This is a genomic window from Bradyrhizobium sp. SZCCHNS3002, from assembly GCF_032377435.1.
In the GTDB taxonomy this organism is placed as follows: domain Bacteria; phylum Pseudomonadota; class Alphaproteobacteria; order Rhizobiales; family Xanthobacteraceae; genus Bradyrhizobium.
The window spans coordinates 104,484-116,424 of sequence record NZ_JAUHHY010000004.1 but is presented as its reverse complement, the minus strand read 5'-3'; the positions used below and the strand labels follow the sequence as shown (position 1 = coordinate 116,424).

General features: G+C 62.2%; 8 protein-coding genes. 7 read left to right on the top strand and 1 reads right to left on the bottom strand.

Features of this window, described 5'->3' with window-relative positions; all coding sequences use genetic code 11:
• Positions 1–139 precede the first annotated feature (139 nt).
• Complete coding sequence (locus QW845_RS10255) at positions 140–1,075, top strand: DUF2493 domain-containing protein (RefSeq protein WP_315801475.1); 936 nt, start codon at positions 140–142, stop codon at positions 1,073–1,075.
• A 404-nt stretch (positions 1,076–1,479) separates the two neighbouring features.
• On the opposite strand, the gene QW845_RS10250 is transcribed toward QW845_RS10255, so the two are convergent.
• Positions 1,480–2,424, bottom strand: a complete 945-nt coding sequence (locus QW845_RS10250; RefSeq protein ID WP_315801474.1) for an AraC family transcriptional regulator — start codon at positions 2,422–2,424, stop codon at positions 1,480–1,482.
• A gap of 255 nt (positions 2,425–2,679) precedes the next feature.
• Between QW845_RS10250 and QW845_RS10245 the strand changes: the two genes are divergently transcribed.
• The 6 genes from QW845_RS10245 to QW845_RS10220 all read left to right on the top strand — a co-directional run bounded on the left by QW845_RS10245 (position 2,680) and on the right by QW845_RS10220 (position 11,389).
• A complete protein-coding gene (locus QW845_RS10245; protein ID WP_315801473.1) occupies positions 2,680–4,557 on the top strand; it encodes an AMP-binding protein in 1,878 nt (625 codons plus the stop codon).
• Positions 4,558–4,580: 23 nt separating this feature from the next.
• Positions 4,581–5,552, top strand: a complete 972-nt coding sequence (locus QW845_RS10240) for an ABC transporter permease (protein ID WP_315801472.1) — start codon at positions 4,581–4,583, stop codon at positions 5,550–5,552.
• A 42-nt stretch (positions 5,553–5,594) separates the two neighbouring features.
• A complete protein-coding gene (locus QW845_RS10235; RefSeq protein ID WP_015663990.1) occupies positions 5,595–6,608 on the top strand; it encodes a sugar ABC transporter substrate-binding protein in 1,014 nt (337 codons plus the stop codon).
• A 79-nt stretch (positions 6,609–6,687) separates the two neighbouring features.
• Positions 6,688–8,805, top strand: coding sequence for an ABC transporter permease (locus tag QW845_RS10230; RefSeq protein WP_315801471.1), 2,118 nt, complete (start codon positions 6,688–6,690; stop codon positions 8,803–8,805).
• Positions 8,802–9,896 (top strand): hypothetical protein, encoded by a 1,095-nt coding sequence (locus tag QW845_RS10225; protein WP_315801470.1) that lies wholly within the window; start codon positions 8,802–8,804, stop codon positions 9,894–9,896. The genes QW845_RS10230 and QW845_RS10225 overlap by 4 nt, the downstream gene beginning before the upstream one ends.
• Positions 9,893–11,389: a sugar ABC transporter ATP-binding protein gene (locus tag QW845_RS10220; protein WP_315801469.1), complete on the top strand. Its 1,497-nt coding sequence runs from the start codon at positions 9,893–9,895 to the stop codon at positions 11,387–11,389. The genes QW845_RS10225 and QW845_RS10220 overlap by 4 nt, the downstream gene beginning before the upstream one ends.
• Positions 11,390–11,941 lie beyond the last annotated feature (552 nt).

Below are 11,941 nucleotides of genomic sequence, written 5' to 3'. Positions count from 1 at the left end.
CGCACACCGCCATCCTCCGCTGTCGCTCCGGCCCGCTGCTCGAAGGGATCAGCGGGTTCTGGTCCGGTCCTCCCGCCGTCTTGGTGATCGCCATGGAAGGCCGCGATCGACGCGGTCACCGAACATAGACGAGGTCCCCATGTCCGACCAGCAAGACGAGATGCATGAGCCGCACGATACGCAGTCGAGCACCGACAACGCCCTGACCGAACTCCAGCTGTACGGCTACCGCCCCTTCGACGATGAGCCTGATCCTCGGCCGCTCCCTGAAGGCAGGGTCATCGCCGGCGCGGTCGCCGATATCTTCGACGCCCTGGTCGCGACGCTCTCGGAGACGCGCCTCGAGCCTGAGCTGAAGGAGCTCTTGTGGTCAACGGTCAACCTGTTCCACCGTGCCACGATGCGCATCGAGCGCGAGCTTGACGACAACGAGCAGGCGCAGCGTTCGAGTCAGCGCGAGCAGAACGGCTCGGAGGTGCGCTCGGTCGAGCTCGAGCGCCTGACGTCGGAAGGACTGTCACTGGTCGAGCGTCGCAACGCCATGGAGCTGTTCCGCGATCTGGCCGCCGAGGCCTTCGAGCTCCATACGCGATCGCCGTGGCGGCCGCGGTCGGGATCGCAGGTCAGCCATCGCACGCTGACGGCGGCCGTGATCGACTCCCGCGATTTCCTTGCTGCCAAGCATCGGGCTGAGACGGAGGTCATGCTGCCGCCAGGCCCCAAGATCGCACTGACCGGCGGACCGGACTTCAATGACGTCGTACTCATCTGGGATCGTCTCGACAAGGTCCACGCCAAGCATCCGGACATGGTCCTCCTGCATGGCGGCTCGCCGAAGGGGGCCGAGCTGATCGCCAGCAAATGGGCATCGAACCGCAAGGTGCCGCAGATCGCGTTCAAGCCCGATTGGACAAGACACAATAAGGCCGCCCCCTTCAAGCGCAATGACGCCATGCTGGCGACGCTGCCGATCGGCGCCATGGTCTTCCCGGGCTCCGGGATCCAAGGCAATCTCGCTGACAAGGCTCGCCGCCTCGGCATTCCCGTCTGGACCTTCGGGCAAGGCGGCGCGTGAGCACCGTCAACCGTGCAGATCCACTGCGTTCGTCCAAGCGCTGCGGCGACATCCCAAGCGACTCCTGCGCTCGGCGTCGACATGTCTGTCTGCTTGAATGCGTCAGACCTGGTGGCGCAGGGGTGCATGGTGGTCGCTGACCGCCGCGACGATGCCTGCAACGGCAGCGCTACCTCTCGACCGGAATATCCCCGAACAGCTCTCGTGTTTGGCGACGGTCCGCTACCTGCAAATGGATCAGCCTCTCGTCGCTGTGCCGACCTTGATGTGCCTTGCGATTGGCGGCACAATTGCTGGAAGGTCAAGCTGTCGAGTGAATCGAGGTTTGATGGTCGCGTGGGCGGCGCGGACGTGTTGGAGCTCGGCGGAGTGCCTCATGCGCCGCTCGGCCACTGAGCATCGGCCTATCGTCGGCGTAGCTCGGACGGGCTATGCCCGAATTTCCGCCGGAACACGGTGCTGAAGTGTGACGAGCTGCTGAATCCCAGCTGGTAGGCGACCTCAGTCACCGACAACACGCGCTGCTCAAGTCGTGTCAGCATATCGTAGGACCGTTGCAGGCGCCGGTCGAGAATCCACTCCGACACCGACATGTCCGTGAGTCGAAAAAGATAGTGCAGGTGTCTGAGCGAGACCCCGTTGTTCCGTGCGATCTTCTCGAGCGAAAGGTCGTGGTCGGTGAGATGCTTCTCGATCCAGGCTTTGACGGAGCGCAGGCGGGCTTTCTGAGCCGTGGCGTCCTCGGAAAATTGGTCCTTGTCGCCCATGTCCAGGGCGAGAGCCAAAACATCCATCAGCTCTTCGCCGAGGCGCGACCTCGCCGCTTCATCGACCGACGATGCTTCCGATGCCAACGTCGAACAGAATTCGGCGGCGATCCGGCCAAGACCGCGTCCGGTCGCAATAGTCATCGCAACCGGAATCCGGTTCTCGGTGAACCGCGACGAAAATTCCTTGCGCGGAATCTCGAGATAGAGGGATCTAACCTTCCCTACGCACTCCAGATCGTAGGCTTCGGCCGCGGAGAAGATTGCACCTACGTGGGGATTCGTATTCAGCGTCTGGCCGGCCTGCAGGACGTTGATCTTGCCCTGTTGAACGAATTCGACGTAGTAGCAATCCTTGTCGAGCCTGGCGATGTGCCGCTCCCGTCGCGATATCCGCTGCTCCGACAGCAATACGTCGGTCATCGTCAGCACGCCAAATCGTGCTTCCCGGATGAAGCCCTGATAGTCGGACCGTTGCTCGGCCTCGACGTCGACATGGACATAGACGTCGCAAATGGCGCCTTGCCAGGCAGCGTAACGCTTGGAAGGCTCGAGGCTTTCCGTTGTGAACACGAGCTCCATCGGTCATCCATCGCGAGCAGCCCAAGCTGCATTTTGCATCGCACAAGGACCGTTCCGCAATTCTAGTTGCCCAGCGGCTCTACGCAAGCCAACTTTGCGCGGCCATGCAAAAGCTTTGCGCTCCGAGGCAAGCGTCACTCGGGGCGGCAAGCTAAGAGAACAAAAACGGGAGGAAGCAGTCGCGGATGCCGATGCGGGCATGCGTGATTTGCCGTGCCAGGGACTGCAGCAATGGGGGGAGGCCTGCCTTCACCGATGACGACGAGGTTCACGCGCCCTGTCGGCTCCATTGCTGACATCGTGGCGCTGGAGCGGCTGCCATATGACGCCCTCGTACCTGCGCGAAATCTGTATCACCTGTTCGAGGCGACCGCCCGATTGCATCCGGACCGGCAGGCACTGACCGTCCTGACACCTCGTGAATCCCGCGAAATCAGCCTCACTCACCGTCAATTGCTTGCCGACATATCCCGCGCGGCGAACTTGTTCAGGGCGTCCGGTATCAGACCGGATGGACCAACCGTTGCATTCCTCTGCCCGAGCCTGCCGCAGGTCTTTCCGGCCTTGCTCGGCGCCCAGGTCGCCGGCGTCGCGAGCTCGATCAACTATCTGCTGAACGAGGACGCGATCGTCGATCTCCTCGAAGCGCAGAATGCAGCGTTGCTTGTGATCCCGTCGGAAGCCGACGATCCGGCGCTCTGGCACAAGGCGAACAAGGTCGCCGCACGGGTCGGATCCTTGCAGAAGATCCTCGTTCTAGGTGAGGGCCGCGACGCGAACGGCCGAATGGCCGCCTTTGACGAAGCCGCTTCGAGGCACCGAGATGCGCTCGATTTCGAACCGTCAAATGATCGGCGGTCGGTGTGCGCGCTCTTCCATACGGGAGGGACGACCGGACGTCCAAAGCTCGTCCGCCTGACACATGGCAACCAGATCCACGCCGCATGGGGCTTCGCCCAGGTTCACGGGTTCGACGAGTTGGACACCGCGCTGAACGGGTTTCCGCTGTTTCATGTCGGCGGCACCATGACTGCAGGTCTGTCGATTCTCGCCGCTGGCGGCCACGTGATCATTCCGTCACCCTACGGTCTGCGAGTCCCGGAGGTCATCCGCGACTATTGGTACACTGTCGAACGACATCGCGTGACGATCGTGAGCGGCGTGCCGACCTCCATTGCGGCTTTGGCGGAGGTGCCGATCGGGTCCTGCGATATCAGCTCGGTCCGGATGGCGCTGACAGGAGGTGCGGTGCTCCCGAAGGCGGTCGGTAACCGTTTCCAGGCCAGGACGGGAGTGAGGTTATTCGAGACTTACGGGATGACGGAGACCGCGGCGGCGATCGCGTTCAACCCGGGTCGCGGCGAGCCGCTTCAGGGCAGCGTCGGATTCAGGGCGCCGTTCTCGCGAACGAAGATCGTGGCACTGGGCGACCCGGAGCTGAGGAAGGAGTGTCCTCCGCTCACGAGCGGGCTGGTGCTGGCCAAGGGCCCGCAGGTATTCCCCGGATACGTCGATCCCACGCACAATGTTGGCGTCCTGACCGACGATGATTGGATCGTGACCGGCGATATCGGCTACCTCACCGCAGACGAGCGGCTGGTTCTCACAGGTCGGGAGAAGGACCTCATTGTTCGCAGCGGCCACAACGTCGATCCCGCCGCCATCGAAGATGTCGCCAATGCATATCCTGGCGTGCAAATGAGCTCCGCCGTTGGCATGCCGGACGCCTACGCTGGCGAGGTACCGATTCTCTTCGTTGTGCCGTCGCCTCAGCAGACGATCGAGCTCGCGCGGCTCTGCGACTACCTCGAGCAGAATGTCCACGAGCCCCCCGCTCGCCCGAAGCGCGTGGTGGTGCTTGACGCGCTTCCAGTCACCGCCGTGGGCAAGATCTTCAAGCCGACGCTTCGCGACCTCGCTGTTCGGGAGAAGGTCAGGACGGAAGTCGATCGGATATTCGGTCCTGCAACCGCGGCGGACATCCAGGTCAACAAGGACGACAAGCTCAACACGGTCGTCTGCATTGCGGTCGAAACGATCGACGAGGTGGCGCTGGGCCGGCTTGCAGAGAGCCTGTCGGCGTTGCCGCAGACCTATCGTATTGAAGCGACACCGCCACGCGGGCGGGCGTAGTTGGGAATTGGTGAGAGCAAACGATGAAGCACTTTCGGCTTGGTCAACAGGAGATCGTGTTCGCCGTCTTCGCGGCGCTGTTCCTGGCCTTCTCGATCTTCCTCAAGGGCTTCCTGACCGCCGACAACATGCTGACCCTGCTGCAGAACGTCGCCGTCCTCGGCATTCTCGGCCTGGCGATGGCCGTTGTCGTCATCGGGCGCGGCATCGATCTGTCGCTGATCGCTGCCCTCGCGGTCCCCGGCGGGCTCGTTCTGCAGATGGTGCAGAACGGTCACTCGTTGCCGGCCTCCTTGCTCGCCGCCGGCCTCCTGGCCGTCGCCATTGGTCTCGTCAATGGCTGGCTGATCGCCTATGCGGAGGTGCCGCCGCTGTTTGCAACGCTCGCGACCGGGCTGTTTGTTGCAGGACTTGGGCAAGCGGCGCTGTTCCAGCTCGACGTCGTCCAATGGAGCGACGGCATGGCGGGATTCGAGCGGCTCGGGCAGGGCAGCATCCTCGGCATTCCGACGTCGATCGTGATGTTTGCGATCGCCGCAATCGCTGTGTTCGTTCTGCTGCGTCAGACCCGTTGGGGGGCCTTTGTCTACGCGGTTGGTGACAACCCGTTCGCCGCACGGGTGACCGGCATTCCCTCGCGCCCGATTACCGTGCTGCAATATGTGCTTGCCGCGGTGATCGGCTGCTTTGCCGGTCTCGTGATGGCGGCATCCGTCAACTCGATGCCCACCCGGATCTTCAACTCGACCATGATCTATGACGTGATCCTCGTCGTCGTGCTCGGGGGCATCGGATTGTCCGGCGGCCGCGGCGGCGTCGTGAACGTCATCATCGGCACGCTGCTGATCGGGACCATGCTGAACGGCATGACGATTCTGGATATTCCGTACGCCGGACAGAACCTGATCAAGGGTGTCGTCCTGCTGATCGCGGTGATTACGGATACGATCTTGAATCCGCGAAATGAAGAAACGGCCCAGCAAGGCGACATCTAGCTCAGTACCAAAAATGAAAACATCAAACGGGAGAAAACGACGATGCGCACGCATAGCTTAGCACTTGGAAGTCTGGTGGCGGTGACGCTCGCGGCGGCTGCGGCGCCGGCGCTTGCGCAACAGGGGCTTGACGAGCCCTTTCAGAAGACCTTTCGCGAGGCGCTTGCGGGCAAGACGGTTGCCTACGTGCCGGTCGCCATGAATTTCGATCTGACGGAGGGCTGGTACGCGGGCCTGAAGAAGGAGCTCGAACCCTACGGCGTCAAGTTTGAGATTCGTGATCCCAACTGGAACACCAACGCGGGGGCGCAGGCCGTCACCTCGCTAATCTCTGAGAAGCCGGCGGTCATGGTGATCCACAATCCCGACGTCCAGACCTATGCCAAGCTGTTGCAGCGCGCCGAAAACGAAGGGATCTACGTCATCCAGATCAACATGGGATCAGCCTATCGCAGCTCCGCGTTCGTCGGCGCGAACTGGATCGAGATCGGCGAACGCCAGACCGAAGGCGTGGTGAAGGCCTGCCAGGGCAAGTCGAACAAGATCGCGATCATTCAGGGGGCGCTGTCCGCGGCCGCCAGTGCCTACACGCTCAAGGGCGTGGAGAACGTTCTCGCCAAGCATCCCGAAATCAAGGTGGTGTCGAGCCAGGCGGCCGATTGGGATGCGGCGAAAGCCAAGGCCATTACGCAGACCGTCCTGAAGCAGAATCCCGACCTGTGCGGCATCGTGGGCTTCTGGGATGGCATGGATATCGGCACTGCCGCTGCGATCAAGGAGGCCGGGCTCACCGGCAAGGTCTTCCTGGCAACATCGGGCGGTGGAGAGCGCAAGGGCGCCTGCGAGCTCGTGAAGAACGGCTCGTTCGATCTGAACATGAGCTACGACGTGCCGACGCAGGCGGCGCAGATGGCCGGAACGATCAAGTGGCTGCTGTCCTCGGGGGTGAAGGCGGGGTCGGTCAAGGGCTTCGAATACAGCACGCTCATTCCGATCACCAAGGAGAACGCTGACTCCCAGACGTCGTGCTGGAACCTCTCCGATCTCAAGAAGTGACGACGCTCCGCGGCGCGCGTTCCGGCTCGGCCGGGACGCGCATCAAGACGATTGCATAGGCAGTACCCATGGAAGGCAGATGCGCGAGACATTGACTCGGCTGCGATATCGCTACTGGCCCGACCATCTCCTCGGCGAGATCTTGTCCAAGAGGTGGACCGAAACCGCCGTTCCTGTGCTTCTGCTCCTGATCGTCGGCTTCGCATTGAGCCGGGTCCTGGAGCACTTTCTGTCCCCCGCGAGTCTCGCCGACACTGCGCGCCAGGCCGGAGAGATCGGTTTCATCGGTCTCGGAATGGGGCTTGTGGTCATCGTCGGCGGCATCGACCTGTCGGTCGGGTCGATGTTTGCCCTGACGGATTTCTGCGCGCTCTATCTCCTAGACGTTCTCAATTGGCCCGTTCCGGCAGTGGTCTTGGCGACCATGGTCGTCGGCGGGCTGCTCGGTGCCGTGAACGGGGTCTTGATCGGATATCTGAGACTTCGCGCCTTCATCGCCACGCTGATCACGCTGATCATCTATCGCTCGGCGTTCGATCTGCTGATTCAACGCTATTCGAATGCCATCGCGTCATCGCTTCCAGATATCCCCTCGTGGGATTTCATTGGCGGCGGGGATGTTCTGGGAATCCCGAGCGTCGCGCTGCTCTATATCATCGTCGCCATCGTCGGCCATGTCTTTCTGACGCGGCTGCGGCCCGGCTGGCACATCACGGCGATCGGCGGATCGCGCCGCTCGGCCTACAATTCTGGCATTCCGGTGCGGCGGACCATCGCGCTCTGCTACGTCGCGAGCGGCGTTCTGACCAGCATCGGTGCGTTGTTCTTTGCCGCCCGCCTCGGGACCGTGGGTGGCGACATCGGCGTCGGCCTCGAGGTGATCGTCCTGACTGCAACCGTCCTCGGCGGGATCACGCTCGGCGGTGGCAAGGGTTCGGTCGTCAAGTCGCTGGTCGGTGTGCTCATCGTCCTCCTGATGACCAACGGCTTGACGGCAATGAACGCGCGTGGCGGCGTCAACCGCATGGCGCTCGCGACGATCCTCCTGGCGGCCGCCATGGTCGATATACGCTGGCAGAAGAACCGCAACCGGATCATCAGCAAGGTCTACGTCGCCCCGACCTATCATGCGCTGCCGCCGCCCCCCCCGACCGAGATCGGCGAAGGCGGGCCGTTCGAGCAGAACGACAAGCTTCGCGATGTGTCTCTCATCGGGCTCGGACGGATCGAGGCGCCGGAGGATGTCATTCTCGACCGCAACGACGTGCTCTATGCCGGCTCCCGTCACGGTGACATCATCCGGTTCTTTCCGCCGGACTACGAGCGGATGGAGGTGTTCGCCCATATCGGCGGCCAGCCACTCGGAATGGCGTTCGACCGCCAGGACAATCTGTATGTCTGCATCGGCGGTATGGGTCTCTACCGCATCACGCCCGACGGAACGGTGGAGAAGGCCACCGACGAGACCAACCGCAGCCTGTATTCGGTGAATGACGACAGCCGTCTGCGGCTCGCCGACGATCTCGACATCACCGATGACGGACTGATCTTCTTCTCCGAGGCGACCGTTCGCTACGAGATGGATGAGTGGCCGGTCGACGGGCTGGAGGCCCGCGGCAACGGTCGCATCATCTGCTACGACACGAAGAGTGGAATGACCCACACCGTGCTGCGCGGACTTAAGTTTCCGAACGGCGTCGCTGTTGCCAGCGACGGTCAGTCGATCTTGTTCGCGGAGACCTTCGGCTGCTCGATCAAGCGCTACTGGTTCGCTGGTCCGAAGAAAGGCGCGGTCGAGACCGTCATGGATAACTTGCCGGGCTATCCCGACAACATCAATCTGGCGTCGGATGGCAACTATTGGCTGGCGCTGGTCGGCATGCGCAGCCCTTCGCTCGACTTGGCGTGGCAGATGCCGGGCTTCCGGCGGCGCATGGCCAAGCGGGTGCCGATCGACGAATGGCTATTTCCGAACATCAACACCGGGTGCGTCGTCAAGTTCAACGAGCAGGGCCAGATCCTGGAATCCCTCTGGGACCTCAAGGGCGTCAATCACCCGATGATTACCTCGATGCGGGAACACCGCGGTTATCTCTATCTCGGCGGCATCGCCAACAACAGGATCGGGCGCTTCAAGCTGGAGAACGCCGATCCGGACTTCGTACACTACGATACCCGCTGGAGGAGGCATTCGTGATCGCCGCCATCCGTGAATTCGCAAACCGCTTGCTCGGCCGTGGCGATGCGACCATCACCGTTCCGTCGTTCGACGGGGCGCTGAAGGCCAATCAGGTGCTCGAGGCAGCCGAAACGCTCCTCGAATGTGAAGCACCGGAGGATATTGCGTCCGACGGCCGTTCCCTTCTCATCGCCGACGGCGCGCGACTCCTGCGTTGGACAGGGTCGTCGCCTGCGGAGATCCGCAGGTTTGCGCGGCCGATCTCTGCGTTGGCGATGCTTCCGTCCGGCGGTCTAGCCGTTGCCATTGGCGGCACTGAGGTTCATATCTATGATGCCATCACCGCCAAGACGCCGGTCTCGACATTTACCGGTGAGTTGCGCGCCGTCAACGCGCTTGCGCCTGCAGGCGACGGCGCCCTGATCGCAACCGATGGTTCGTCCTCGTATGAGGTTGGCGATTGGGCGCGCGACCTGATGGAGCTCGGTGATACCGGCCGTGTCTTCAGGCTCGATCCGCGGACGCAGGCGATGCAGCAGCTTGCGGGCGGGCTTCGCTACGCCTTCGGTGCCGTCGCAAACGGCAACGACGTGTTGGTCAGTGAAAGCTGGCGGCACCGTCTGGTCTCGATCGCACCCGGCGGCACGCGCACGGTCGTGCTCGGTCACCTGCCGGTCTATCCCTCCCGGCTTGCACCGGCGCATGGCGGCGGCTTCTGGCTGACGGCGTTTATCGCCCGCACGCAATTGGTCGAGTTCGTGCTGCGCGAACCGGCCTACCGGCGCCGCATGATTGCTGAGATCGAGCCTGACTATTGGGTGGCACCACGGCTCAGGTCCGGCCAGTCCTTCAAGGAACCGCTGCAGGGAGCGCACATCAAGACCATGGGTGTCATGAAGCCGTGGGCCCCCCCACGGTCGTACGGACTCGTCATCCGGCTCGGTGCCGACGGACTGCCGGTTTATTCGCTTCATAGCCGCGCTGATGGCGTCAATCACGGCATCGTCGCTGCCGTCGAATTCGGCGCCGACCTCGTCATGATCGCAAAGGGGCCGGGCAGGGTGCTCAGGCTGCCTCTTGCAACCCTTGGCCGGGAGGTCCTTCCATGAGCGAGGTCATCCTGTCCCTGTCGAAGGCAACCAAGCTGTATGCCGGCGTGCCAGCGATCGAGGGCGTCGATTTCGAGCTGCGGCGGGGCGAGATCCACGCGCTGGTCGGCGAAAACGGCGCAGGCAAGTCGACCTTGACCAAGGTCATGGCCGGCGTCGTGGCCTTGACGTCAGGTGCAATGACGGTCGATGGCGTCGCGGTGTCTCCCAGAACGCCGCTGGAGGCGCGGCATCTTGGCATCGCAATGGTGTTTCAGGAAAACAGTCTGGTGCCGACGATGACCGTGGCGCAAAACCTGTTTCTCGGTCAGGAGAGATTTTATAATCGGCTGCGTGGCATCTACATCGCGGCTCAGCAGTTCCTCCAATCTCTCAATTTTGACGTCGCGCCGACGGCGACCGTCGGCGGCCTGGGCGCAGCCAAGAAGCAGATGGTCGAAATCGCCCGTGCCGTGCTGCACAAGGCGAAAGTCATCATCTTTGACGAACCCACGGCGACGCTTACGCCAGAGGAGAAGAAGTATTTCTTCGATTTGGTGCGGGATTTGAAGAGGCGCGGTGTTTCGATCGTCTTCATCTCGCACGCGCTCGAAGAAGCCTTGCTGCTGGCCGATCGCATTACTGTCCTGCGGGACGGCAAGCACGTCGTCACCGACGACGCCTCGGGATTCGATCGAGCGCGCATCGTTCAGGCCATGGTCGGCCGAAATCTCTCGAATACGCTCTACGGTGTGCGGAAGGACAAAGTGCGCCCGGCCGGCAGGCGCGTGTTGACAATACAGAATCTCAAAATGGCGCCGATGGTCAGGAACAACTCATTGTCGGTGTTCGCGGGCCAGATCACGGGCGTGTTCGGACTGGTCGGCTCGGGCCGAACCGAGACCTTTAAGATCGTCTCGGGTATTCTGAAGCGTGATTTCTTTCACGGTGGAGAAATTCTGCTCAACGACAAGTCGGTGCGATACCGCGTGCCCGCGCCGGCCGTGAAGGCCGGAATCGCCTATGTCACCGAAGACCGCAAGGTGGAGGGCTTTTTCGAGACGGCCTCGATCGCGCGCAACATCTATCTGGGTCTGCTTGCCAAGTTTCCGGTAGGGCGAGCCTGGTTGTCACGTCGTGAAAGAAATGGGGTCGGTAAGACCTGGATCGAACGTCTCAAGGTTCGCGCCATCGGCGACGAAGTCAAGGTTGTCGAGCTTTCCGGCGGCAATCAGCAGAAGGTTGTCATCGCGAAATCGTTGATTCAGGAACCGGAGCTGATCATCTTTGACGAACCGACGCGCGGGGTCGACGTCGGGGCCATCGTCGAAATTCACGAGTTGATCAACAGGCTCGCCGATGAAGGCAGAGCCGTGGTCGTGATATCCTCTTATCTGCCGGAGATCATCGCGCTATCCGATCGGATCCTGGTATCAAGGCAAGGCAAGGTCGTCGAAGAATTCTCGGCTATCGAAGCGACCGAAGAGAAGATCATGTATGCCGCCATCCACTGATGCGCGCGGCCTCCAATCGATCAGATCCCTTTTCTCTCGGCTCGGGGATCCAGGGCAACCTCGCCGACAAGGCGCGCAGGCTTGGCATTCCGGTGTGGACTCCTGGCCAAGGCGGCGCGTGAGCGCGTTAACTCTGAATCTCTTCTTGCTGGAGCGGCCCGCGCCGATATCCCAAGCGATTCTCTGCACTCGTCGTCGAGATGCATGTCTGCTCGAATCGTGTTGCACGTGGTGACGTGGGAGCGCCTTGGTCGTCTGACGCGCTGACTGCGCGACGATCCCTGCAATCCCGCAACAATTGCTTTTCGTCACGGCCTCTTGCCTCGTTCTCGAGCAGCTTAATTGGATCGCTAGCGCTGAACGACGGGGCGTCGAGCTCCATCGGAGAGATAGTCGCGACCCGGCTTGAGACGGCTGGACCCCCTTTCGGATCTCGACTGTCCCTGGCCTTTCGCCGGGCGTGACGGACGTCTGGCAGCCAGGGGCACACATCAGCACTCGCTTTTCTTCTCCGTGGCTTCCGATCTTACGCCTGATCATCCCGATCTCTTG

Excerpts from the sequence above, each read along its gene's own strand:
- QW845_RS10255 (WP_315801475.1), top strand. The coding sequence starts at position 140 with ATGTCCGACCAGCAAGACGAGATGCATGAGCCGCACGATACGCAGTCG.
- QW845_RS10240 (WP_315801472.1), top strand. The coding sequence starts at position 4,581 with ATGAAGCACTTTCGGCTTGGTCAACAGGAGATCGTGTTCGCCGTCTTC.
- QW845_RS10250 (WP_315801474.1), bottom strand. The coding sequence starts at position 2,424 with ATGGAGCTCGTGTTCACAACGGAAAGCCTCGAGCCTTCCAAGCGTTAC.
- QW845_RS10220 (WP_315801469.1), top strand. The coding sequence starts at position 9,893 with ATGAGCGAGGTCATCCTGTCCCTGTCGAAGGCAACCAAGCTGTATGCC.
- QW845_RS10245 (WP_315801473.1), top strand. The coding sequence starts at position 2,680 with ATGACGACGAGGTTCACGCGCCCTGTCGGCTCCATTGCTGACATCGTG.
- QW845_RS10230 (WP_315801471.1), top strand. The coding sequence starts at position 6,688 with ATGCGCGAGACATTGACTCGGCTGCGATATCGCTACTGGCCCGACCAT.
- QW845_RS10235 (WP_015663990.1), top strand. The coding sequence starts at position 5,595 with ATGCGCACGCATAGCTTAGCACTTGGAAGTCTGGTGGCGGTGACGCTC.